The organism is Martelella mediterranea (genome assembly GCF_021021415.1).
Classification (GTDB): Bacteria; Pseudomonadota; Alphaproteobacteria; order Rhizobiales; family Rhizobiaceae; genus Martelella; species Martelella mediterranea_C.
In genome coordinates this window covers 1-22,323 of record NZ_JAINWJ010000056.1, presented here as the reverse complement: position 1 = coordinate 22,323, position 22,323 = coordinate 1, and the positions used below count along the sequence as shown (strand labels likewise).

20 protein-coding genes are annotated in these 22,323 nt (G+C 63.2%); 9 read left to right on the top strand and 11 right to left on the bottom strand.

Annotated features, from left to right (window positions below; all coding sequences use genetic code 11):
- Nucleotides 1-84: 84 nt before the first annotated feature.
- Both K7H91_RS25775 and K7H91_RS22685 read right to left on the bottom strand, forming a co-directional pair.
- Entirely contained in the window at nucleotides 85-2,694 is a 2,610-nt protein-coding gene (locus K7H91_RS25775; RefSeq protein ID WP_230722473.1) for a mechanosensitive ion channel family protein, read from the bottom strand.
- Between the two features lie 119 nt (nucleotides 2,695-2,813).
- Nucleotides 2,814-3,395 (bottom strand): DUF924 family protein, encoded by a 582-nt coding sequence (locus K7H91_RS22685; RefSeq protein WP_230722472.1) that lies wholly within the window; start codon nucleotides 3,393-3,395, stop codon nucleotides 2,814-2,816.
- 100 nt (nucleotides 3,396-3,495) lie between these two features.
- On the opposite strand from K7H91_RS22685, the gene K7H91_RS22680 reads away from it, so the two are divergent.
- Nucleotides 3,496-4,572 carry an AI-2E family transporter gene (locus K7H91_RS22680; protein WP_230722471.1) on the top strand — a complete coding sequence of 359 codons (1,077 nt, stop codon included), beginning with the start codon at nucleotides 3,496-3,498 and terminating at the stop codon, nucleotides 4,570-4,572.
- Nucleotides 4,573-4,576: 4 nt separating this feature from the next.
- Here K7H91_RS22680 and K7H91_RS22675 read toward each other — a convergent pair whose 3' ends face one another.
- The gene (locus tag K7H91_RS22675) at nucleotides 4,577-4,948 is read right to left on the bottom strand and encodes a gamma-butyrobetaine hydroxylase-like domain-containing protein (protein ID WP_230722470.1); all 372 of its coding nucleotides are present in this window, start codon (nucleotides 4,946-4,948) and stop codon (nucleotides 4,577-4,579) included.
- Nucleotides 4,949-5,091: 143 nt separating this feature from the next.
- Between K7H91_RS22675 and moaA the strand changes: the two genes are divergently transcribed.
- From moaA to K7H91_RS22655, 4 genes are all read left to right on the top strand, one after another.
- Nucleotides 5,092-6,084 carry a GTP 3',8-cyclase MoaA gene (moaA, locus tag K7H91_RS22670; RefSeq protein WP_230722485.1) on the top strand — a complete coding sequence of 331 codons (993 nt, stop codon included), beginning with the start codon at nucleotides 5,092-5,094 and terminating at the stop codon, nucleotides 6,082-6,084.
- 77 nt (nucleotides 6,085-6,161) lie between these two features.
- Entirely contained in the window at nucleotides 6,162-7,115 is a 954-nt protein-coding gene (locus K7H91_RS22665) for a DMT family transporter (RefSeq protein ID WP_230722469.1), read from the top strand.
- Entirely contained in the window at nucleotides 7,112-7,717 is a 606-nt protein-coding gene (mobA, locus tag K7H91_RS22660) for a molybdenum cofactor guanylyltransferase MobA (protein ID WP_230722468.1), read from the top strand. Before K7H91_RS22665 ends, mobA begins: the two co-directional genes overlap by 4 nt.
- Before the next feature lie 65 nt (nucleotides 7,718-7,782).
- Complete coding sequence (locus K7H91_RS22655; protein ID WP_230722467.1) at nucleotides 7,783-8,604, top strand: methyltransferase domain-containing protein; 822 nt, start codon at nucleotides 7,783-7,785, stop codon at nucleotides 8,602-8,604.
- Here K7H91_RS22655 and yidD read toward each other — a convergent pair.
- Together yidD and K7H91_RS22645 are read right to left on the bottom strand one after the other, a co-directional pair.
- Nucleotides 8,592-8,924: a membrane protein insertion efficiency factor YidD gene (gene yidD / locus K7H91_RS22650; protein WP_230722466.1), complete on the bottom strand. Its 333-nt coding sequence runs from the start codon at nucleotides 8,922-8,924 to the stop codon at nucleotides 8,592-8,594. The two genes, K7H91_RS22655 and yidD, sit on opposite strands and share 13 nt — an antisense overlap.
- Nucleotides 8,917-9,375: an iron-sulfur cluster assembly scaffold protein gene (locus K7H91_RS22645; RefSeq protein WP_230722465.1), complete on the bottom strand. Its 459-nt coding sequence runs from the start codon at nucleotides 9,373-9,375 to the stop codon at nucleotides 8,917-8,919. The genes yidD and K7H91_RS22645 overlap by 8 nt, the downstream gene beginning before the upstream one ends.
- Nucleotides 9,376-9,510: 135 nt before the next feature.
- Between K7H91_RS22645 and hisI the strand changes: the two genes are divergently transcribed.
- Nucleotides 9,511-9,960, top strand: coding sequence for a phosphoribosyl-AMP cyclohydrolase (hisI, locus tag K7H91_RS22640; protein WP_230722464.1), 450 nt, complete (start codon nucleotides 9,511-9,513; stop codon nucleotides 9,958-9,960).
- A gap of 251 nt (nucleotides 9,961-10,211) precedes the next feature.
- Here the strand turns inward: hisI and K7H91_RS22635 are convergent, their stop codons facing one another.
- Together K7H91_RS22635 and K7H91_RS22630 are read right to left on the bottom strand one after the other, a co-directional pair.
- On the bottom strand, nucleotides 10,212-10,646 hold the full coding sequence (locus tag K7H91_RS22635; RefSeq protein WP_230722463.1) for a CBS domain-containing protein: 435 nt from the start codon (nucleotides 10,644-10,646) through the stop codon (nucleotides 10,212-10,214).
- Nucleotides 10,647-10,752: 106 nt separating this feature from the next.
- Nucleotides 10,753-11,484, bottom strand: coding sequence for a rhomboid family intramembrane serine protease (locus K7H91_RS22630; RefSeq protein ID WP_230722462.1), 732 nt, complete (start codon nucleotides 11,482-11,484; stop codon nucleotides 10,753-10,755).
- A gap of 235 nt (nucleotides 11,485-11,719) precedes the next feature.
- On the opposite strand from K7H91_RS22630, the gene K7H91_RS22625 reads away from it, so the two are divergent.
- A complete protein-coding gene (locus tag K7H91_RS22625) occupies nucleotides 11,720-13,183 on the top strand; it encodes a D-alanyl-D-alanine carboxypeptidase (RefSeq protein ID WP_230722461.1) in 1,464 nt (487 codons plus the stop codon).
- A gap of 246 nt (nucleotides 13,184-13,429) precedes the next feature.
- The gene (locus K7H91_RS22620; RefSeq protein ID WP_230722460.1) at nucleotides 13,430-13,675 is read left to right on the top strand and encodes a hypothetical protein; all 246 of its coding nucleotides are present in this window, start codon (nucleotides 13,430-13,432) and stop codon (nucleotides 13,673-13,675) included.
- 84 nt (nucleotides 13,676-13,759) lie between these two features.
- Here K7H91_RS22620 and K7H91_RS22615 read toward each other — a convergent pair whose 3' ends face one another.
- The 4 genes from K7H91_RS22615 to K7H91_RS22600 all read right to left on the bottom strand — a co-directional run bounded on the left by K7H91_RS22615 (nucleotide 13,760) and on the right by K7H91_RS22600 (nucleotide 19,507).
- Nucleotides 13,760-14,410 carry an OmpA family protein gene (locus K7H91_RS22615; protein WP_230722459.1) on the bottom strand — a complete coding sequence of 217 codons (651 nt, stop codon included), beginning with the start codon at nucleotides 14,408-14,410 and terminating at the stop codon, nucleotides 13,760-13,762.
- Nucleotides 14,411-14,543: 133 nt separating this feature from the next.
- A complete protein-coding gene (locus K7H91_RS22610; protein WP_230722458.1) occupies nucleotides 14,544-15,146 on the bottom strand; it encodes an OmpA family protein in 603 nt (200 codons plus the stop codon).
- Nucleotides 15,147-15,251: 105 nt separating this feature from the next.
- Nucleotides 15,252-18,398 (bottom strand): efflux RND transporter permease subunit, encoded by a 3,147-nt coding sequence (locus K7H91_RS22605; RefSeq protein ID WP_230722457.1) that lies wholly within the window; start codon nucleotides 18,396-18,398, stop codon nucleotides 15,252-15,254.
- Nucleotides 18,395-19,507: an efflux RND transporter periplasmic adaptor subunit gene (locus tag K7H91_RS22600; protein WP_230722456.1), complete on the bottom strand. Its 1,113-nt coding sequence runs from the start codon at nucleotides 19,505-19,507 to the stop codon at nucleotides 18,395-18,397. The genes K7H91_RS22605 and K7H91_RS22600 overlap by 4 nt, the downstream gene beginning before the upstream one ends.
- 219 nt (nucleotides 19,508-19,726) lie before the next feature.
- Here K7H91_RS22600 and K7H91_RS22595 point away from each other — a divergent pair, with 219 nt between their 5' ends.
- A complete protein-coding gene (locus tag K7H91_RS22595) occupies nucleotides 19,727-22,162 on the top strand; it encodes an ATP-dependent helicase (RefSeq protein WP_230722455.1) in 2,436 nt (811 codons plus the stop codon).
- The last annotated feature ends 161 nt before the right edge of the window (nucleotides 22,163-22,323 follow it).

Below are 22,323 nucleotides of genomic sequence, written 5' to 3'. Positions count from 1 at the left end.
ACGCGCGCAGCCCCGCCAACAGCCCGTTTGCGACATGCAGTCTTGTGGCCGCGACGCGCTGAAAATCATGCGCTCGCGCGCCGGTCAGCGCTCGCCGCCGTCGTCGTTTCCGGCATCGGGATGGTCGAAGGATGGGGCGGTTTCGCTTTCGACCGGCGCGGGCGTTGCCTTGCGCATCTGCTTGCGGATCGAGTTGGCCAGTTCGTCGTGGCGCTCTTTCTGCGGAATGATGTGCAGGTCGCGCTGGGGATAGGGGATGGTGATGCCCTCATCGCGGAAGCGCTCGAAGATCGCCACTCTTATATCGTTGCGCACGGAAATGCCGTTGAAGACGTCGGCGAGATAGACGCGCAGCTCGAAATCGAGTGTCGATTCGCCGAATCCCATGAAGATCACCATCGGTTCCGGGTTTTGCAGCACCAGCGGGTGCGAGGTTCCGATCTCCATCAGGATGTTCATCACGGTGCGGGGATCGCTGTCATAGGAGACGCCGACAGCCACCTCGGAACGTCCCATCTGGTTGTGGTGCATCCAGTTGCCGACCGAGGCGTTGATCAGCTCCGAATTCGGCACGATGATCGACTGGCGCTGGAAGGTCTCGATCTCGGTGGCGCGCACCGAGATGCGCTTGACGAAGCCCTCCGTGGTGCCGGACACGATCCAGTCGCCCACCTTGAACGGCCGCTCCGCCAGCAGGATAAGGCCCGAGACGAAGTTGGAGACGATCGTCTGCAGCCCGAAGCCGATGCCGATGGAGAGCGCCGAGGCGACAAGCGCAAGGCTCGACAGATTGACACCGGCGGCCGAAATCGCCAGCAGGCCGGCAAGCACGATGCCGAGATAGCTGATGCCGGTCTTGACTGAATTTCTGACGCCTGCGTCGGCCTTGGAGCGCAGCAGCACATTGTTGTCGAACCAGCCCTGGAACCAGCGGGTGCCGAGATAGCCGCCGACAAACAGCAACACGCCGATCAGGATGCCGCCAAGCGAGATGGTGATCGATCCGACGGTGACGGAGGTCAGATTGTTGCCCGCCCAGAGCTTGATCTCCTCCCAGCGCACGCCCCATGACAACAGGATCATCGGAATGCCGAGAAAAAGCGTCGCCGCGTAGGTCACAAGTCCGAGAACGAGCGAGATCTGGTCGCTGCGCACACTCGATATGCCAAAGCGGTTGACGAAATGCCTGCCATAGCCGGTTCTCGCGAAACTGCCCGGCTGCGACACGGCCTGCCCGAGCAGCATGCCGAGATACATCGTTATCAGTACCCCGCCCGTCAGCACCACCTGATTGGCGGCGAAACGAGCGAGCGCCACATAGCCGATCAGCGCCGCCAGCACGATGAAAATGCCGACGAGCCGGGTCAAAGCGGCGATGATGGAAGGAAACAGAATCTTGAACGAACGCTTCTGCGCCGTCTTGCCGCCCATCGGCGCGCGGGGCCGGATAAACGACACCGCAATGAGTATGCCGCCGATCAGCACCGAGGAGACCAGGCTGCGCGCGACATCGAGGCGCAGGTCGGCATCGAGCGTGTCGTTCAGGACGTCGAGCAGGATATCGATCCAGTTGATCGCGGCAAGCGCGGTGAAGGCCAGCGTCAGGTTGCGCGCGGCCGGGTTGCTGACCGGCACCAGCCGCCATTGCGGGCGAAGCGGCGTCAGCACGTTGCGCGACAGCAGGAACACGAAAATGATGATGGCGGCCGAAACATAGGCCGCGCGCACGAAGCGCTCCACATCTGGCAGGAAGATGTTCAGACTGATGAACAGGACATAGGAAACGATAAGAAAGGCAAGCAGCGCCAGGCTCGGGATCGCCGTGGTCCAGAAACTCGCCAGAAGCCGGGCCACGTAATCGGGTTCCTGCTCCTCCAAATCAAGCTTGGTGCGCTCCAGGTAGCGGCTGGAGATGCGATAGGAGAACACCGCCGCCAGCAGCGAAAGGAACATGGCGGCCAGGAAAGGCAGCCGCTTCGCGTTCCAGATATAGTTCAGCCATCCGCCGTATGAGACCCTGAAAGCCGTGATCTCGGCGGCCAGCAGACGGCTGAAATCGGAGGAGAACAACTGCGTCAGTTCGGTGTGGGCAAACAGTGTTTCGGCGAATTGCTCGCGCCTTATGCGACTGATATCGGCAGAAGCCTGATTGGCGGCGGTGCTCAGCTTCTGGGCCTGATCGGACAGCGCATTGATTTCCGAACGCTGGGCCAAAAGCTTGTTGCGCTCGTCCGTGGTGACCGCCGGTTCCGGGGTCTCGCCCGGCCCTGGCGCGGAGCCGAGTTCGGCAAGCTGCGCGCGCACTTCCGTCAGCCGGTCCGAGGTCGCGCTCAGCGTTTTGGCAAGTTCGATCTGGAGCTGGTCCACCTCGGTCTGCAGTTTCACAAGCGCATCGGTGCCCGGTGGTCGACCGCTAAGCGAGTTGGTGACTGTCGAGAGCGTCTGCGAAAACCCGCTCAGCCGGTCCTGCATGTCCTGAACGAACGGATCGGTCGGCGTCGCGTCCGCCGCCGCTGGGCTGCTTGCTTGCGGCGCTCCCGCAGCCGGCGCAGCGGAAGCGTCGCTTGCCGTCGGCGTTGCGGTCTGCTGCCCCGTCGCAGGGGCGGCAGCCTGGCCGGTTTCCTGGGCATAAGCGCCCACCGCCGGCAATGCGAAGACGAGCGCCAGCGCCAGATACAGAATGCCGAAAGTCACCGTCCTTGCGCCGCCTCGCCAAATCAAACTGCTGGCCCTTTCACGTGTCCTGCACCGGTGCTCTTGACGAGCAGCGCGTCAATTTCAAGGCAGCGACCCTTGCCGCCGCCCCGGTTTTGTCACTTCTGGCCCCAGCCGGTGTTTTCATCGCTCGAAAGATAGGTCCGCTCGGCAGGGGTGGAGCGGCGCTTCAGGATCGCGTTGCGGTGGGGAAAACGGCCGAATTCGGCGATCACATCGCGATGGCTTTCGGCAAAGCGGGAGTATTCCTCATTGCCGAGCGCCTTGAACAGTTCGACCGAGCGTTTCTGGTCCTTCAGCTTTTCGGAATGTTCGAACGGCATGTAGAAGAAGGCACGCCGGTCCGCCGGCACCGCCTGGTCCGCGCCGCTGGCCACCGCGAACTTGGCTTCCCTGAGCGCAAGCCGGTCTGTGGCAAAGGCCATCGGCGTCGCGCGGTAGATATTGCGGGGAAACTGATCGAGCACGATCACGGCGGCAAGCTGCGCCTCGGGCGTTGCCCGCCACGGACCTTCAATCTTCTGCGCCAGAGCCCGGTGGGTGGAAAAGAAGCGGTAGAGGATTGTGCGGTCGAGCGCCGCCACATCGTCGGGCTGGAACCAGTCCTTGGGGGTCACCTCCTCGAACCAGAATGCAAGCACCTGTTCAGGGCTCGCCGCCTCGTCGATGAATTCGCTCATGTCGCCTCTCCTCGGCTTATGCAGTTCTGCTTGCGCATGACAGACGGGGACGATACATTTTCATATAGCTCCGCTCAAGCAAGACATTTGCGAGACATATATGCCTGAACCAGCCGGATCGCGGCGCGGCGTCACCGTCGTCACATCGTTGATCTTCGTGATCCTGTTGTTGCTGGCGATCCGCGGGGCGGCGGGATTCCTCAAGCCGGTGGCGCTGGCGCTGTTCATCATCGCCGTCACCTGGCCGATCAAGAACGCGCTGCAGAGATTCATGCCGGCGCTGGCGGCGCTGGCGCTTACCGTCATTTCCACGATCGTCGTGTTCGTGATCTTCGCCACGCTGGTGATCTGGGGCTTCTCCCGCGTCGCGACGTCGTTCATCGAAGCCGCGTGGCAATTGCAGGCCGCCTATCAGGACGCCGTCGCCTGGTTCGACGGTCAAGGAATTGCGGTTGCTAGTTCCCTGTCGGACGTCTTCAATGTCGGGCTCGTGGTTCGCACTGTCAGGCAAATTACCGGGCAGGCCAGCACCACGCTCAGCTTCTGGCTGATTGTTCTCGCCTATGTCGTGCTCGGCCTGACCGAGGTGGACAAGCTGCGCACCAAGCTCGATGCGATCAACCAGCCCGGTTTCGCGACTTCAGCCGTCAGAATTGCCCATGAAACGGCTCGTAAATTCGGCCGCTATATGCTCGTCAGAACCGAAATGAGCGCGATCACCGGCTTCCTGTTCTGGGGCGCGGCAACCGTTACCGGGCTCGACTTCCCCATCGAATGGGGCGTGATCGCCTTCGCGCTAAACTACATCCCGTTCATCGGCTCGGTGATCGCCACCGTGTTTCCCTCGCTCTATGGCGTCATTCAGTTCGAGTATTGGGAAACGGCGCTGGTTCTGTTTGTCTCGCTCAACCTCATCCAGTTCATCATCGGCAATTATGTCGAGCCGATGGTCTCGGGATCGACGCTTTCGATCTCACCCTTCGTGGTGGTGTTCTCGATCTTCTTCTGGACCTTCATGTGGGGCCTGTTCGGCACCTTCCTTGGCGTGCCGATCACGATCGCGCTCCTGACCGTGTGCGAGAACATTCCTTCACTGCACTGGATCGCCGACATTCTCGGCGGCAAATCGAGACCGAAAAAAGCCAGGGCGCTGCTGGCCGCGCCGCGCCAGGAATAAGGCTTCAGCGCGGCCGCTCGGCCCGGTCGCGGGTCATGCCCTTTGCGGCAAGCTCCGCCTCGTAGTCGGCGAACATGCGCGCGCCGTCCTCGCCCAACTCACGCAGATAGGTCCAGGTATAGATGCCGCTGTCGTGCATATCGTCGAAGCCGATGCGGATCGCGTAATTGCCGGCGGCCGCGACCGTCATGATCTCGACATTGCGCTTGCCCGGCACCGTCACCGCCTGGCCGGGACCATGACCCTTGACCTCGGCGGAAGGCGACAGGACCCGCAGCATCTCGGCCGGCAGCGCGTAGCGGGCGCCGTCGTCAAACGTCACGGTCAGGCTTTTGCGGTCCTTCGAGACCCTGATCTCCGTCGGTGTCGCTGTCAAAACCGGCTCCCTTTTCCGTCCAATTCACAGAGCTTTGTTTGACACCGGACTTGACGCTTGCCAACCCGAAGAACATCTTCCCGGCAAGGAGATTTTGCGTGAACCGGCATTTCAGCGAGATAGCGGACGAAAAACCCGCGCCGATGATCGACCCTTTCGGGCGCGCGATCACCTATCTGCGCGTCTCGGTGACCGACCGCTGCGATTTCCGCTGCACCTATTGCATGGCGGAAAACATGACCTTCCTGCCGAAACGCGACCTGCTGACGCTGGAGGAACTCGAACGCCTCTGCAACGCCTTCATCGACAAGGGCGTGCGCAAGCTGCGGCTCACTGGCGGCGAACCGCTGATGCGCAAGAATGTGATGCATCTGATCGAGGCGCTCGGCCGCCGCATTGAGGACGGCGCGCTTGACGCGTTGACGCTGACCACCAACGGTTCGCAGCTTTCGCGCTTTGCCGACGATCTCTATGCCGCCGGCGTGCGCCGCATCAACGTCTCGCTCGACACGCTCGACCCGCAGAAATTCCGCGAGATCACCCGCTGGGGTGATTTTCACAAGGTGATGGCGGGGCTTGAGGCCGCGCGCGCCGCCGGGCTGAAGGTCAAGCTCAACGCCGTGGCGCTCGCCGGCTTCAACGAGGCCGAAATCCCCGACCTGCTGCGCTTTGCCCATGGCGAGGGCATGGACCTGACCCTGATCGAAGCGATGCCGCTCGGCGAGGTCGATACCGATCGCTCCGCGCAATATCTGCCGCTGTCGAAGGTCCGCCGCGACCTTGAGGAGCGCTTCACGCTCACCGACATCCCGCTCGACACCGGCGGGCCGGCACGGTTCGTCAATGTGGCCGAGACCGGCGGCAAGCTTGGCTTCATCACCCCGCTCAGCCACAATTTCTGCGCAAGCTGCAACCGGGTGCGCCTCACCTGCACCGGCATGCTCTATATGTGCCTCGGCCAGGACGACAATGCCGATTTCCGCGCCGTGCTGCGCGATAATCCGGATGATGACGCAGCGCTCCACCGCGCCATCGACAATGCCATCGCCCGCAAGCCGAAAGAACACAATTTCGAGCTCGACGAGAAAACCTCCCGCGTCGCCGTCGCCCGCCACATGAGCATGACCGGCGGCTGAAAATATAAAGCATCAACGCGTCTTCCCCCACACTCGGTTCGGCGATATGAACCGAATGATCAAAATATGGGCGAATGATGCGTATTTCCTCAAATCTTTCCGGCGCGCTGTTCATGATCGCGGGCATGGCCAGCTTTTCGATCAACGACGCGATCGTGAAAAAGCTGACCGAGGAGATCGGCGTCGGGCAGATCATGTTCTTCCGCGGCCTGATCGTCATGTTCATCGCACTGATCATCGCCTGGCGGGCGGGCGTGTTTTCGCACATGCGGGCGGTGTTCGAGCCGCGGGTTCTGATCCGCAGCGCATGCGAGCTTGTCGCCGCCATCGCCTATCTCGAGGCGCTGAAGGCGATGCCGCTTGCCAATGCGGCGGCGATCCTGCAATGCCTGCCGCTCGCCGTAACGCTCGGCGCGGCGCTGTTCATGGGCGAGCCCGTCGGCTGGCGACGGTGGAGCGCGATCATCGCCGGCTTCATCGGGGTGATGATCATCATCAAGCCAGGACCCGCGGGCTTTGAGAGCGGCGCGCTCTACGTCGTGATCGCCATGCTTTTCGCCACCGCCCGCGACCTGCTCACCAAGGCGATCCGCACCGATGTGCCGGCGATCGTGATCACCCTGTCGACCTCCGCTTTGCTCACCATCGGCGGCGCCGGGCTTGGCACCATCGAACAGGACTGGGACCTGATGCGCTGGCCGCTCGTCGGCCTGCTGGTCCTTGCGGCAGGCTTTCTGCTGATCGGCTACCAGTTCATCGTGTTTGCCGTGCGCAAGGCCGATATCTCCTATGTCGCGCCGTTCCGCTACACCGGGCTGTTGTGGTCGACCATCCTCGGCATGATCATGTTTGCGACCTATCCGGGCGTGAACGTGCTGATCGGCGGCGCGATCGTCGTCGGCGCGGGCCTTTACTCGTTCTACCGCGAACGCCAAAAGGGTATCGAGCCGCTCAGCGAAACCACCCAGCCCGGCGGCCCGCAGGGCGGCGGATTGCTGGCGCGCGCCGAAGAGGAGGTCTTGCGCGATTGACGAAACCTGACCGCATTCCGGCCGTCATTCTCGCCGGTGGCGCCTCGCGGCGCATGGGCGAAGACAAGGCGATGCTCGCCTTCGGCGGTGGCACGCTGCTTTCCCATGCCCTTGCCCGTATTTCCGCACAAAGCGGACCGGTGGTCATCAGCCGCCATGATGGGGCGATGGCGGAATTCGCCGGCGCTCCCGTCGTCACCGATGGCGTCGGCGAGCACAAAGGTCCGCTCTCCGGCATCCTTTCGGCGCTTCGCCATTTCGAGGGCGGGTCGGCATCCCATATCGCCTCGATCGCCGTCGACACGCCGTTTTTCCCGGCGGATTTCGTCGAGCGGCTAGCCGCAGCAGCCCCCACCCCCAGCGAAATCATTGCCGCGCGCTCGAACGGCCGCGTCCATCCCGTTTTCGCCCTCTGGCCGCGCCTGCTTGCCGATGATCTTGCCGCCTGGCTTGCGGGCGGCAACAGGAGGCTGATGGGCTTTCTGGAGCGCCACCCGCACCGGTTCGTGGATTTCGAAATGACCGGCGATAGCGATCCGTTCTTCAACATCAACACCCCGGAAGAGCTCGAACAGGCCCGAATACAGTTCGGTTCGCTGTAAATCGGCTGTTGCGCCATCCCGCGACCCGGCATAGAGCGTAGGCCGAAAGACACGAGGCTGAGGCGATGGCGCGCAAGATCGACGAGAAGAAGCTGGCAAAGGCCTATAACCGGGCGCTGGCGCTGGAAAAGGAAGGCAGGCTTGCCGAGGCCGCCGAGGCCTATCGCGAGGTGCTGGCGATCGACCCGGAAGACCATGGCGGCGCTGCGGTGCGCCTTGCCGCAACCGGCTTCGGCGATACGCCGCTGAAAGCGCCCGGCGCCTATGTCGAGACGCTGTTCGACCAGCATGCCGATGATTTCGAGGATATTCTGGTGGAACAGCTTGGCTATTGCGTGCCGATGACCATCCGCCAGCGGTTCCAGGCGCTTGCGCTCGGCCCGTTCCGGCGGATGCTGGACCTCGGTTGCGGCACGGGCCTTGGCGCGGACGCGCTCAACGATATGGCTGACGATATCACTGGCCTCGATATTTCCGAGAACATGGTCGAGATCGCCTACGAAAAGGGGCTCTACGACACCCTGTTCGTTGCCGAGGTCGAGGAATTCCTCGAGGAAAGCGACGAGACGCCGTTCGATCTGGTGATCGCAGCCGACGTGCTGCCCTATCTCGGCACGCTCGATGCGCTGTTTCAGGGCGCTGCCGCCAATATGGAGACCGGCGGCATCTTCGCCTTTTCCGCCGAGACCCTGCCGGAGGAACGGCTGAAGGGTGCCGGCTATGCCGTCGGCCCGCATCACCGCTTCGGCCACAGCCTTGCCTATATCGAGACCGGCCTGAAGAACGCCGGTTTTGAAACGGTCGAAGTCACCGACATCAATGTCCGGATGGAAAACGGTCAGCCGACGCCCGGCTATCTGGTCATCGCCCGGCTTCAGGAGGCGTGACGGCGTCCCGCCTGATAAAACCGCCAGGGCGTATACCAGTGCCAGCGCGGGTCCAGCTTTTCCGGCACCGGGTCGAAGCCGCAAGTGCCGCCCGGCCCGCAGCGCCCGACGCGAAACAGGGTGAGAAACCCGCCCGTCCACAGCCCGTGGCGGGCGATCGCCTCATAGCCATATTCCGAACATGTCGGCAGATGCCGGCAGGACTGGCCGATCAGGCTTGAAAAGGTGAGCTGGTAGAACCGGATCAGGCCGAGACCCAGAAGCCGGCCCGGCGTCTTCGGAAAGGGTCCGCTGTAATTGCGCGAATGCCCGCTACCCATCGCGCCCGACGGCCTCGGCCAGAGCGGGGCCGCGTTCCAGCGCATCGAGCGCCTTGACGGTGGCCTCGAAGGTGAGCATCACCGAGCCGTGACGGGCGGGATAATCCTTCACCGGTAAGAGACAGCGCATCTCGGCAAAGCGGCCGTCCGGCCCCTCCCCGCCTTCCTTCAGCATGGCGCGCATCTTGTCCCGGGCATCGCGGATTTCCGCCGGCGTCGCGCCGATGATGGTCTCGGCCATGATCGCGGACGACGCCTGACCGAGCGCGCAGGCCTTCAACTCGTGGGAAAAGCCGCTGACGCGGCCATCCGCGAGGTCGAGATAGACCGTCAGTTTCGAACCGCACAGTCGCGAATGCGCCGAGGCCGATGCGTCGGCACCCTCGATAATGCCAAGCCGGGTCACATTGCCGGCATGCTGCAATATTTTCGCGGAATAGATATCGTCCATCGGTCACCCTGCGGCGCGTCTTTTCAATGCTTCATCCGGAAGATGGGTTTTCGGCGCTGTCGCAACAAGCCCGCAGCACACGATTGCCAAGGTTCCGATCCGGGTCTATTTAAACCGCCGGAAACGGGAAAAGCCATGCTGAATTTCGAAAAGCCGCCGCAGGACAAGGCCCTGCTCGATGAATCGCGCGACTTCACCCCGCGTTTTGATGAAAACGGTCTCGTCACCGCCGTGGTCACCGACGCGCGCGACAACGCCGTGCTGATGCTCGCCCATATGAATGCCGAGGCGTTGGCGCTGACGCTCGAGACCGGCTTTGCCCACTATTACAGCCGCTCACGCAAGGCGATCTGGAAGAAGGGCGAGACCTCGGGCAATCTTCAACGCGTCGAGACGGTGCTTACCGATTGCGACCAGGACGCGGTTCTGATCAAGGTGACCATGGCCGGCCACGCCGCCGCCTGCCACACCGGCCGCCGCTCCTGCTTCTACCGCTCCGCCTCGATCGAGGGCGGCAAGGCCGTGCTGACCAGCATCGACGATGACAGGGCGTTCGATCCGAAGGACGTGTATGGCGGGGAATAGGGATTTTCGGGAGGGAGATGTTCACCTCCCATTTCCGCGAATCTCAGTACATTGAAGCGTCCGGTTTTACCGCAGCCTCGCAGCCCACAATCTCCCCCCTTGAGGGGGAGATGTCGCGAAAGCGACAGAGAGGGGTAAAGGGCGCAAGCCCTAAAAGCCGAGTTCGCAGAAAGGGTTCACCCCTCTCGGGGCATCTCTCCCTCAAGGGGAGAGATTATTGGCTGAAAGGCCCGAGAAAGAAGGCGTTCCCCTCATCCGGCAATATACGACTTGATGTGCTCGGCTTCCTGCTCGACCTCGCGGATGCGGGATTTGACGACGTCGCCGATCGAGATGATTCCGGCGAGACGGCCGTCGACTTCGACGGGAACGTGACGGAAGTGGCGCTTGGTCATCACCTCCATCAATTCGTTGACGCTCACGCCCTCGTCGCAGCGATAGACATTCTCGGTCATTTCCGTCGAAACCGGTTGGGAAAGACATCCCGCGCCGTGCTTGCTGATCGCGCCGACCAGATCGCGCTCGGTGAAAATGCCGACAATGCTGTCATTTTTGCCGACGATCACGACCGCGCCGATGCGGTTTTGATGCAGGATCGTCGCGACTTCCGAAATCGACGTATCGCCCTTCGCGGTCACGACCGCGCGGCCCTTCTCGGCAAGTATCATTCTCACGGTAATGGACATCGAAACCTCCTCGTTTACGGCGCCGACGCGTGTCCGCCTCCGGCCGGCCACGCAAAGTCGAATGGTGCATGAGGTTTAGGGCGATTGCAAGGAAACCGTGACCGGGTCAGAAAACCAGGGTGCGCGGCCGCTTGACGTCGAACAGCGGGAAGGTGAGGAAACCGAACAGAAAGCCGCCGATATGGGCCTGCCAGGCGATTTCGCCGGCACTGACGCCTGCAAAGCTGACGCCGATCGCGATCAGCAGATTGCCAGCCAGCCAGACCAGCACGAAGGCGCGCGCGGTGCGATCGCGGAACACATCGGTAATGGCAAGCCGCGGCCCCAGATGCGCCTGCGGCAAGAACCGGCCGCCGGCGAACACGAAGCGGCAGGCCGCCCCCATATAGGCCGAGACCACGCCGGACGCGCCGATCAGCACGGTGACCGCGCCCCAATCCGTGGCGGCGAAGAAAAACGCAGAAGCCGCCGCGCTCGCTACCCACAGGATCAGGAACCGCACGGCCCCGATGCGCCGGGCGACGGGCGCACCGAAGATCGCCAGCCAGATGGCGTTGAAAACGATATGCGTCCAGCCGCCATGCAGCAGCGAATAGGTAAGCGGCGACCACAGCCACGCCCAGCCCTGTTGCGAAAGACTGTGGGCATAGCGCACCGGCAGGAACCCGAATTCCTGCCAGATCATCACATTGGTGCGATAGGAAAGCAGGAATTCCTGCACCAGGAAGATCGCAAACAGAACGGCCAGCGCGCCGACCACCACCGGCGGCAGGTTGATGGCTGGCTCGCGATGCCGTTCATGATCCATCCGGCCGCCGCCCGTTCGCGGTGTCTGCATGATCGCACTCCTGTTTGCGGGTGTGATATCCGATCGGCCGGGACTTGGAAAGAAGGCTTTGCATATGCGTGCCTTCTTAAATAAACCACGCCAATCGCCCGCGGATTTAATGGGATATTAACCCCGATTTGCGCACACTCACCGACAGTCTAGCAATGTGCTTTCCGGGCCGGTATCATCCGGCCACGGAACCGCCAGCAAACATCAACCGCCAGAATTCGCAAGAGTTTTTCGTATGCAGAGACAGGCAACAAGCCGATTCCCCAAGAGCCGGTTTTCAGCGGCCGCGATCCTTCTCGCGGCCTTCACGATTCTGCTGACCGGTTTTGCCCCAGCGCGCGCCGACAGCAATGACGCCGCCATCGTCATCGACGTCAACACCGGCAAGGTGCTTTACGGCGAAAACCCCGACGCGCCGCGCTATCCGGCCTCGCTGACGAAGATGATGACGCTCTACCTGACCTTCGAGGCGCTGGACGACGGCCGCATCACGCTCGACACCAGAGTGCCGTTCTCCAAGAACGCAGCCGCGGAGCCGCCGACCAAGCTCGGCATCGGCGCCGGCAATTCGATCAGTGTCGAGACGGCCATCTATTCGCTGGTGACCCGCTCCGCCAATGACGCGGCGACCGCGCTTGGCGAACTCCTCGGCGGTTCGGAATCCAATTTCACCAAGATGATGACCAACAAGGCGCATGCGCTGGGCATGACGAAGACGACCTACCGCAATGCCCACGGCCTGCCGAACAGCGCGCAGAAGACCACGGCGCGCGACCAGGCCCGTCTCGGCATCGCGCTGCGCCAGCATTTTCCGCAGTACTACAAATATTTCGGCACCCGCAGCTTCAAGTTCGGCAAGACCACGATCGGCAATCACAATCGCCTTCTCGGCAATGTTCAGGGCGTCGACGGCATCAAGACCGGCTACACCAATGCTTCCGGCTTCAACATCGCGACCTCGGCCATTTCCGGCAATCGTTCGATCGTTGCCGTCGTCATGGGCGGCGCGACCGGCGCCAGCCGCGACAAGTGGGCGACCCGGCTGATCACCACCTACCTGCCGAAGGCCTCCAATGGCCGCAAGCAGTTCGTGATCGCCCGCACCAAGAGCAGCGGCGGCCCGATCGTCGCAGCCGCCATGGTGTTCCCCAAGACCGGACCGATCCCCTATGCACGGCCCACGAGCCAGACCGGCGGCGTCGCGCTTGCCTATGCCAACGACAACACAGCGGCCGCCGCCCCGGCAGTCCTCTCCGGCCCCCAGGCCGAGCTGATCGCCAATGTTCCGGTGCCGAGCGCGCGTAGGGCGGCCGACAATGACGATGGTCTGAGCGTCGAGGACATTCTCGAAACCGCCGACGGCGTTGCCGATGCGGTGGGCGAAGCGATCGTTCCGGCCGCCGAGGCTTCGCAGCCCGACACCTCGATCAAGACCGGTTCGGTGCGTGCGTCGCGCGGCTGGGTGGTTCAGGTCGGCACCGCCGCCACGCCGGAAGCCGCCAGGGCGCTTCTCGCCAACACCAAGGGCAAGGCCGGCGGCGCGCTCGACAGCACCGAGCCCTTCGCGCTCGCCTACAATACCGGCGGCCAGTCGGTCTACCGCGCCCGTTTCGGCGGCTTCTCCGATCAGGAAGAGGCCGTGCGCGCCTGCCGGACGTTGAAGCAGAACGGCGTGAGCTGCTGGGCCAGCCTCCAGTAGACGCCATGAATTGACGGCATATTTCGGCTGTTTACGACAATAAAACGCCGGCCCCGATAACGGGCCGGCGTTTTTCGTAAAGGCTTTTGAAAGGTTTCCGCCTTACGCTCCAGAGTAAGGTTTTGGAAAGCAAGAACAGCGAAAGTTCGAATAGCCGCACCTCGCCCCAACGCGCTCCAAACCGCCGGTAAATCCTTGAGTGTCTTGCGTATGAGGATAGACGTGACCAGGAAACAGCGTTTAGGTATGATGTCAGGCCAATCATCTCTCTCCATCGATCGCCGCAGCAGCCTCAACCCGCTGCAGGAAGCCGCCCAGAAGCTCGCCGACTACGCCCGCTTCCAGGGGCGCTACAAGGCCCGCGAACTGGTCGGACTGCTCTCCAGCCAGAGCGAACGCGCCGCCCGCTCGATCGCGCCCGCCGTGAAGATCCATATCTATATCGCCGGCGAGCCCGAAGGCAGAATGCCCGTCAATCTCAGGCTGCGGTAAAATACAAAAAAAGGCCGCGCCGGGCGCGACCTTTTCTCATGACATGCAAAGCCAGGAAGGCGGCCCGACGGCCGCCTTTTGCCGTTACATCTTGACGGCGGAGATCTGAACCTCGACGCGGCGGTTCTGGGCGCGGCCTTCCGGCGTCGCATTCGAGGCGACGGGGTTGGACGGGCCGAAGCCGACGGCGGAAATGCGGTTGCCGCCAACACCGGACCGGATCAGGTAATTCGCCACGCTGTTGGCGCGCTCTTGCGAAAGCCGCTGGTTATATTCGAGCGAGCCGGTCGAATCGGTGTAGCCGTTGACGTTGACAGCGGTGCGGTCATATTTGCGCAGCACCGTCGAAACCGCATTCAGCGTCGAGTAGAAATTCGGCAGGATCGAATACTCGTCGGTCGGGAAGGTGACGTTCCCGGGCATGATCAGCGTCAGCATGTCGCCGTTGCGAACAACGGAAACGCCGGTGCCGGCGAGCGCCTGGCGGAATTCGCGTTCCTGGTTGTCCATATAGGCGCCGATGCCGCCGCCGGCGATTGCGCCGAGCGCGCCGCCGATCGCGGCCCCCTTGGCATCGCCACCCACGGCAAGCCCCGCCAGCGCGCCGAGCGCGCCGCCGGCGAGCGCGCCGGTGCCGGTGTTGTTGTTGACGGTCTGGCCCGAATACGGGTCGGTCGTCGTGCAGCCGGCAAGAAAGGCAAGGCCTACGGCTGCAATCGTGATTTTCTTCAGCATGGTGTCCCTCAGAGTTGAAAGCTTCGCCAATGTTGAAGCCGTTTCTTTGCGGCAATCATATGGCGCGAATGTGCGGCTTCTCGGGGGTAATCCCACAATCAGCCGCACCTGTTGTCAAGATAGCGCAGCCGCCTCAATTGGCCATGGGCGCCGCGGTCACGGGCGCGGCAGCCGTGGTGGCGGCGGCCGGCGGCGCGATCCGGATTTCGACACGGCGGTTCTGGGCGCGGCCATCTGCGGTATCGTTGCTCGCCACCGGATCGGCCTTGCCATAACCAACCGGCAGGATGCGCTGCGGGCTGACGCCGCGCTGGATAATGGCGCCGGCGACCGCATTGGCGCGCTGCTGCGACAGCTTCAGGTTATAGGCATCCGAGCCGGTGGAATCGGTATAGCCGTTCACGTCGATATCGGTGGCGCTGTACTTGCGCAGCAGCGCGGCAATGGTATCGAGCGCCGGCGTGAATTCGGGAACGATGTCGTATTTGTCGGTCTCGAAGGTGATCGAGGACGGGAACACCAGCGCGATATATTTCGGCGTCCGGATGATCGTCACGCCGGTGTCCTTGAGCTGATCACGGAACGCCTGCTCCTGGCTGTCCATATAGGCGCCCGGATCGGAAACGGAAATATTCGTCACCGACACTTCCTGCGGCGCGACGTCTTCGCCGCCGGTCGAAGAGCATCCGGCAAGCAGCAGCAAGCCTGAAAGAGCAATAGCGATGGTCCTGATCATGGTGTTCCCCTCTGTTCGCAAAATGCCGGAGCTTCCGGCTGGTCTCCATAACAACAGCATGGCGGATGATTCCGCAAGCTGCGCCCGACGGATTTCCCGGTAGCGCTAATGATGCCCCAGCAATGTCGCGTCGTGCATCTCGGCGTTCAGGCGGCGCTCCTCATCGACCTTCGGCTTGGAGAAGCGGGCGAGGATCAGATAGGCGACCGGGGTGATGTAGAGCGTCACGATGGTCGCGAAACCGAGCCCGCCGACGATCACCCAGCCGAGCGCGATGCGCGCTTCCGCCCCCGCACCTGAGGCCAGCACCAGCGGGATGCCGCCGAGCACGGTGGAGATCATCGTCATCATCACTGGCCTCAGCCGCAGAAGCGTGGCATGCTCGATCGCATCGCGCACCCCCTCGCCCCGGTCGCGAAGCTGGTTGGCGAATTCGACGATCAGAATGCCGTTCTTGGCCATTACCCCGATCAGCAGTACAAGGCCGATCTGGGAGTAAATGTTGAGACTGGTGCCGGTCAGAAGCATCGCGATCACAGCGCAGCCGATGCCGAACGGCACGGTCGCCAGAATGATCAGCGCGCTCCAGACGCTTTCGAACTGGGCCGACAGCACCAGGAACACGATGATGATCGCGAAGCCGAACACCATGGTCATGCCCGAGGCGTTCTCATCGAGCGCGGCGGCTTCCGCCTGTGCCTCGACATGGGCGCCGGGGGGCAGAAGCGGTTCCGCGATCTCGACCAGCCGCTGATAGGCCTCGCCCAGCGCGACGCCTTCCCCGAGGCTGGATGACAGCGAAACCGAAGGCTGCTGGTTTTCGCGCTCCAGCGTCGGCGCGATCGATTTTTCCTCCAGCGTGGCGATGGTGGACAGCGGCACGATGCGGCCGTCGCCTGCCTTCAGGAATATATTCCTGAGATCGGTCGGGTCATCGACCTTGCGGGTGTCGGAGCGAAGCTGCACGTCATAGGATTCGCCGTCGATAAACACCTCACCGACCGAGCGTCCGTCGAGCAGCGCCCTCAGCGCCTGCGACAATCCGGCGATATCGATGCCGAGATCATCGGCCCTGCGGCGGTCGAGCGTGAGGGCTAGCTGCGCCTGCGAGGCGTCATTGCTGAGACGCGGCGCGGAAAACATCGGATCCGCCTCCATCGCCGCCACGATTTCGGACGCTGCAACCGCGAGCTTCTCATGGGTCGAGCCGACCAGCGCGACGCTGAGCCCGTTGCCACCGCCCCTGATATTGAGCGAATTGGGCTGGAAGGCGAAGGCGCGCACGGCCGGTATCTGGCCGGCGGCCATGTTGACATCGCCGGCAATCGCGCTCTGCACCCGCTCGCGCTCGCCCCATGGGGCGAGCGTCATCACCATGAAGCCGCTGTTTGTGTTGCTGCCGAAGCCGGAGATCGAGAACACGCTTTCAATCTCGCCGCTGTCGAGCAGCGGCTGCAGGCGCTCTTCCACCTGCTGGATGCGGTCGCGGGTATAGTCCAGGCTGACGCCCTCCGGCGCCGATACCCGCATCATCAGCATCGAGCGGTCCTCGCTCGGCAGGAGTTCGTTGGTGATGTTGGCATAGGCGAGATAGGCGCCGAACATCAGCAACGCGCCGAAGGAGAGCACGACCAGCGGGGCGGCGAGCGCGAAGCGCAGCGTATGCGCATAGAAGCGATTGAAGCCGTTGCCGAGACGCGTCGCAAGCCCGGGCTTACCCTCCTTGTGCTGGACCAGGATGCGCGAAGCCAGCATCGGGCACAGCGTCAGCGCCACGAAGGACGACAGCATCACCGCGAAGGCGAGCACGAAGCCGAATTCGCGGAACAGGCCGCCCGCCTGTCCCGGCAGGAAGGACAGCGGCACGAACACGGCGGCAAGGGTGGCCGTGGTGGTGATCACCGCGAAGAAGACCTGTCGCGTGCCGAGCACGGCCGCCGCACGCGGACCCATGCCGAGCGCGCGCAAGCGCACGATGTTTTCGAGCACCACGATCGCGTCATCGACCACCATGCCGGTGGCGAGCACGATTGCGAGCAGCGTCAGGATATTGACCGAGAAGCCGGCGAGATAGATCGCGGCGAGCGTGCCGACGAGGGCCACCGGTAGCGTGATCGCCGGAATGATGGTCGCCCGCCAATCGCGCAGGAACAGGAAGATGATCGCCACCACGATCAGCGCGGCAAGCGTCAGCGAGCGGACCACCTCCTCGATCGAGCCCGAGATGAACACCGCATCGTCGCTCGAAACCTTGATCGTTGTGCCTTCCGGCAGGTTGGGCCTGATCTCGTCGATGACCCTGTGCACACCCTCTGATATTTCCAGCGTATTGGATTTGGCCTGGCGCACGATGCCGAGACCGATGCCCGGCTGGCCATTGTAGCGCAGCGCCGTCGCAGCCGTATCCGGACCGAAGACGACGGTCGCCACATCGCCGAGGCGGACATTGTCGGCGACCTTCAGATCGGCGAATTGTTCCGGCGTGGTGAGGTCGGCGGTGGCGCGCACGCCGAGCGCCTGGGTAGTGCTGGTGAGTGAGCCGGCCGGCACGTCCCACGACATGTCGGAAAGCGCATTGGCGAGATCGGCGACCGTCAGGCCGCGGCTGGCAAGCGCTGCCTGATTGAGGTCGATGCGGAAGATCTTGTCCCGGTCGCCATAGACCGCGACATCGGCGACGCCGGAAACGGCGGCAAGCCTGTCCTCGATATTGTCCGATACATATTTGGTCAGGTCATCGATATCGAGCGTGGACGAGGTGACCGCCAACCGCAGGATCGGCTGCGCGTCCGAATCCGCCTTGACGATGCGCGGTTCGTCGGCGTCGTCCGGCAATTGCCCCTCGACCCGGCCGACCGCGTCGCGCACATCCATCGAGGCGACGTTGATATCGGTGTCCTTGCTGAACTCCAGCGTCACCCGGCTGGAGCCGGTCTGCGACTGCGACGACATCGATTGAAGGCCGGAAACCCGTGCGACCGCGCCTTCGATGACATCGGTCACCTCGCGGTCAACGGTTTCCGGCGAGGCGCCGGTGAAGGTGGTGCGCACGGTGATCACCGGCTGGTCGACATCCGGCAATTCACGCACCTCGACGCCGAAATAGGCGGCAAGGCCGGCGACCACGATCAGCGCGTTGAACACCAGCGCCATGATCGGCCGGCGCACGAAGAGCGCGGTGAAGCCGTGCTCGGTCGAATGATCTACAGCGATCTCGTCGCGCTTTTCGCCGGGCGGGGTCTCCTCGCTCATGACGACGCCTCCGCGTTCGCCTCACGCACCGCGCCACCCTCGCGCAGGCGCTGGATGCCTTCGATGATCACGGGGTCGCCTTCCTCCAGCGCTGCATCAACCAGCACCACATCCGGGTCGCGCTGGATCACGCGGACCCGGACCTTCTCGGACGCGCCGTCGACGATACGCCACACGAAGGCGCCTTCCGAATCCCACTGGATCGCCAGCGGATCGACGCCCGGATATTCATCGCCGGGAAACCGCATGGTCACGTCGAAGGACATGCCCGCTCTCAGCGCATCATTTTCATTATCGAGGCGTGCGCGCACGGTGAAGGTACGGCTTGCGGAATCGATCCGGTTGTCGACCGCCTCGACCACGCCGTCAAAGCGCTTCTGGGGGGCTGCGACCAGGCTTGCCTCCACCGGCGTGCCGGGCGCCACCGCCGTTGCAAAGCGCTCCGGAACGTCGAAATCGACGAGGATCGCCGAGCGGTCGTCAATGGTGACGATCTCTGAAGAGGTGGTGACATAGTCGCCGACATTGACGCCGACGATGCCGGCGACGCCCGAGATCGGCGCGACGATCTGCCGGCGGGCAAGGTTCAATTCCGCCGTCTCGAGATCGAGTTGAGCGGATTTCTCGGCGATCTCGGCGTTGTAGACTTCGAGATTGGAGATCGAGGAACTGATCTTGCGATTGATCTCGGCCTGCCGGGCGGCGCTTTCGAGCGCGACCTCGGCCAGGTTGCGCGCCAGTACCTGCTCGCGGTCATCGAGCTGGACGATGACGTCGCCCTTCTCCACCCTGTCGCCGGAGGATATGCTGATCTCCGTGATCGTGCCGGCCTGCTCGGGCAGCAGCGTCACCGACTGGATCGCAGCACTGCTGCCGATCGCCGTGAGCTGATCATTGACCGTGCCGATCGTGACCGGCGCGGTAACGACCTGAACGGCGCCGCCGAAACCGCCGCCGCGGCCGCCGGACGGGGCGCTGGCCGTCTCGTTATTGCCGGCAATGCCCATCGAGGCCAGAAGTGCGCGGCCATCCGGCGCGAAATAGAGCCAGGCCGCGGCCCCGACTGCCAGAACGCCGAGACTGACGGCAAGCTGTTGATAAAGACGCATTCATGACCTCGGACTGGCAACTGGGGCGGGATTCCTGTCACCGAAGTATCGTTATCGGTTCCGCCTCCGCAAGTCGCCAGATCAAACCTCACCAAATTGTAATGTTACCTCCGTCTGGCGGCACATAATCGGTGGCCGGCATTGCCGGGGATGTGCTTTTTTTGTTCTCATTTCCCGCGCCGCCTTCACCTTTGGCATGCAAGCCACTAGATTGGCCTCATGAATCAAGGTGACGACAATATTCCGTTTTTCGACGAAGACGACGCGCCGCAGCCCGCGGCACCCGCCCGCTCCGGCCTTGCCGCGCGAGCGATGGCCGCGCGCCGCGCGCCGGATGCGCCCGATTATCTTTCTGGCCTCAACCCCGAGCAGCGCGATGCCGTGGAAACCACGGAGGGGCCGCTTCTGGTGCTCGCCGGCGCGGGCACCGGCAAGACCCGGGTTCTGACCACCCGCATTGCCCATATTCTTGCTTCCGGAAGGGCCTATCCCAGCCAGATCCTCGCCGTGACCTTTACCAACAAGGCCGCGCGCGAGATGAAGGAACGGATCGGCGCGCTGGTGGGCGGCGCGGTCGAGGGCATGCCCTGGCTCGGCACGTTTCACTCGATCGGCGTCAAGCTCCTGCGCCGCCATGCCGAGCTTGCCGGGCTGCGCTCCGACTTCACCATTCTCGATACCGATGACGTGCTCAGGCTGCTCAAGCAGTTGATCCAGGCCGAGGGTCTCGATGACAAGCGCTGGCCGGCGCGCCAATTCGCCGGCATGATCGACAACTGGAAGAACAAGGGCCTGACGCCGAAGACGATTGCCGAGGGCGATGCCCGCGCCTTTGCCAATGGCCGCGGCCGCGAACTCTATCAGGCCTATCAGGACCGGCTGAAGACGCTCAACGCCTGCGATTTCGGCGACCTGCTGCTGCACCCGATCGAACTGTTCCGTCAGCATCCGGATATCCTGAAGGAATACCACAAGCGCTTCCGCTACATTCTGGTGGACGAGTATCAGGACACCAACACCGCGCAATATATGTGGCTCAGGCTCCTGGCCCAACGCCCCGCCGGCGACGAAGGACCGATCAATATCTGCTGCGTGGGCGATGACGACCAGTCGATCTATGGCTGGCGCGGCGCGGAGGTCGACAATATCCTGCGCTTCGAGAAGGATTTCCGGGGCGCGAAGGTGATCCGGCTGGAGCGCAACTATCGCTCGACCGCGCATATTCTGGGCGCCGCCGGCAATCTGATCGCGCACAACGAAGGCCGCCTCGGCAAGACGCTGTTCACCGAACGCACCGATCCCGACGACAGCAAGGTGCAGGTCCATGCCGCCTGGGATTCCGAGGAGGAAGCCCGCGCGGTCGGCGAGGAGATCGAGCAGTACCAGAAAAGGGGCGAGGCGCTGAACGATATGGCGATCCTGGTGCGCGCCTCGTTCCAGATGCGCGAATTCGAGGACCGCTTCGTCACGCTCGGCCTCAACTACCGCGTCATCGGCGGCCCGCGCTTTTACGAGCGCCTCGAAATCCGCGATGCCATGGCGTTTTTCCGCCTCACCTGCCAGCCGGCCGACGATCTGGCGCTGGAGCGGATCATCAACACGCCGAAGCGCGGCCTTGGCGATGCCAGCGTGCGCAAGGTCCACGACTATGCCCGCGAGCGCAACATTCCGATGCTGGCGGCCGCCCGCGAACTGATCGACACCGACGAGCTGAAGCCGAAGCCGCGCAAGGCGCTGTTCGACGTCGTCACCCAGTTCGACCGCTGGCAGGATCTTCTGGAAACAACGCCGCATACCGAGCTTGCCGAGCAGATCCTCGACGAGAGCGGCTATACCGAGATGTGGCAGAACGACCGGTCGGCGGAAGCGCCGGGCCGGCTCGAAAACCTGAAGGAGCTGATCCGCTCCATGGAAGGTTTCGAGAGCATGCGCGGCTTTCTCGAGCATGTCTCGCTAGTGATGGACACCGAAAACAACGAAGATCTCGATGCCGTCTCGATCATGACGCTGCATTCGGCCAAGGGGCTGGAGTTCAAGACCGTGTTCCTGCCCGGCTGGGAGGAAGGCCTGTTTCCGCACCAGCGCGCGCTCGACGAAAGCGGCCGGGCGGGGCTCGAGGAAGAGCGCCGGCTTGCCTATGTCGGCATCACCCGCGCCAAGCGCCACTGCCATATCTGGTTCGTCTCCAACCGCCGGATCCACGGGCTATGGCAATCCACCATGCCGTCGCGCTTTCTCGATGAGCTGCCGGAAGACCATGTCGAGGTCGGCGAGACCGAGGTGTCCTATGGCGGCTACGGCCAGTCGCGTTTCGACCGCGCCGAGCCGTTTTCCAACACCTATGCCACGCCCGGCTGGAAGCGCGCGCAGGGCAACCGCTCTGACGCCACCCGCGACAATTGGGGCACCCGCTCAGGCCACGCGGTGGAGCGGATCGGCTACGGCGAAAGCGGGCCGCGCGGGCGCACGATCGAGGGCGAACTGGTGGCGCGCTCGACCGGCGAGGAGGACTCGGCCTACGCCATCGGCGACCGCGTCTTCCACATGAAATTCGGCAATGGCAACATCACCTCGATCGAAGGCAACAAGCTGACCATCGATTTCGACAAGGCCGGCCGCAAGCGCGTGCTCGACGGATTCGTAAAACCCGTCTGAACGCCGGAAGACAGTAATCGGACTGCCGAAGGGTCCTCCGTCATGCTGCTTTCCGGTTTAACCACTAGCATCCACGTTTCCTTGGGATTTTGGTTCCTTGATGGTCGCTCAGCCACCCACCTGCGTCATCAACTCTGTTTGATGGTTTGGTCTCTGATCCT

Bases quoted from the DNA above. Each gene is read 5' to 3' on its own strand.
- K7H91_RS22685 (WP_230722472.1), bottom strand. From the start codon at position 3,395: ATGAGCGAATTCATCGACGAGGCGGCGAGCCCTGAACAGGTGCTTGCA.
- K7H91_RS22680 (WP_230722471.1), top strand. From the start codon at position 3,496: ATGCCTGAACCAGCCGGATCGCGGCGCGGCGTCACCGTCGTCACATCG.
- moaA (WP_230722485.1), top strand. From the start codon at position 5,092: ATGATCGACCCTTTCGGGCGCGCGATCACCTATCTGCGCGTCTCGGTG.
- K7H91_RS22665 (WP_230722469.1), top strand. From the start codon at position 6,162: ATGCGTATTTCCTCAAATCTTTCCGGCGCGCTGTTCATGATCGCGGGC.
- K7H91_RS22655 (WP_230722467.1), top strand. From the start codon at position 7,783: ATGGCGCGCAAGATCGACGAGAAGAAGCTGGCAAAGGCCTATAACCGG.
- yidD (WP_230722466.1), bottom strand. From the start codon at position 8,924: ATGGGTAGCGGGCATTCGCGCAATTACAGCGGACCCTTTCCGAAGACG.
- K7H91_RS22645 (WP_230722465.1), bottom strand. From the start codon at position 9,375: ATGGACGATATCTATTCCGCGAAAATATTGCAGCATGCCGGCAATGTG.
- hisI (WP_230722464.1), top strand. From the start codon at position 9,511: ATGCTGAATTTCGAAAAGCCGCCGCAGGACAAGGCCCTGCTCGATGAA.
- K7H91_RS22635 (WP_230722463.1), bottom strand. From the start codon at position 10,646: ATGTCCATTACCGTGAGAATGATACTTGCCGAGAAGGGCCGCGCGGTC.
- K7H91_RS22630 (WP_230722462.1), bottom strand. From the start codon at position 11,484: ATGCAGACACCGCGAACGGGCGGCGGCCGGATGGATCATGAACGGCAT.
- K7H91_RS22625 (WP_230722461.1), top strand. From the start codon at position 11,720: ATGCAGAGACAGGCAACAAGCCGATTCCCCAAGAGCCGGTTTTCAGCG.
- K7H91_RS22620 (WP_230722460.1), top strand. From the start codon at position 13,430: ATGATGTCAGGCCAATCATCTCTCTCCATCGATCGCCGCAGCAGCCTC.
- K7H91_RS22615 (WP_230722459.1), bottom strand. From the start codon at position 14,410: ATGCTGAAGAAAATCACGATTGCAGCCGTAGGCCTTGCCTTTCTTGCC.
- K7H91_RS22610 (WP_230722458.1), bottom strand. From the start codon at position 15,146: ATGATCAGGACCATCGCTATTGCTCTTTCAGGCTTGCTGCTGCTTGCC.
- K7H91_RS22605 (WP_230722457.1), bottom strand. From the start codon at position 18,398: ATGAGCGAGGAGACCCCGCCCGGCGAAAAGCGCGACGAGATCGCTGTA.
- K7H91_RS22600 (WP_230722456.1), bottom strand. From the start codon at position 19,507: ATGCGTCTTTATCAACAGCTTGCCGTCAGTCTCGGCGTTCTGGCAGTC.
- K7H91_RS22595 (WP_230722455.1), top strand. From the start codon at position 19,727: ATGAATCAAGGTGACGACAATATTCCGTTTTTCGACGAAGACGACGCG.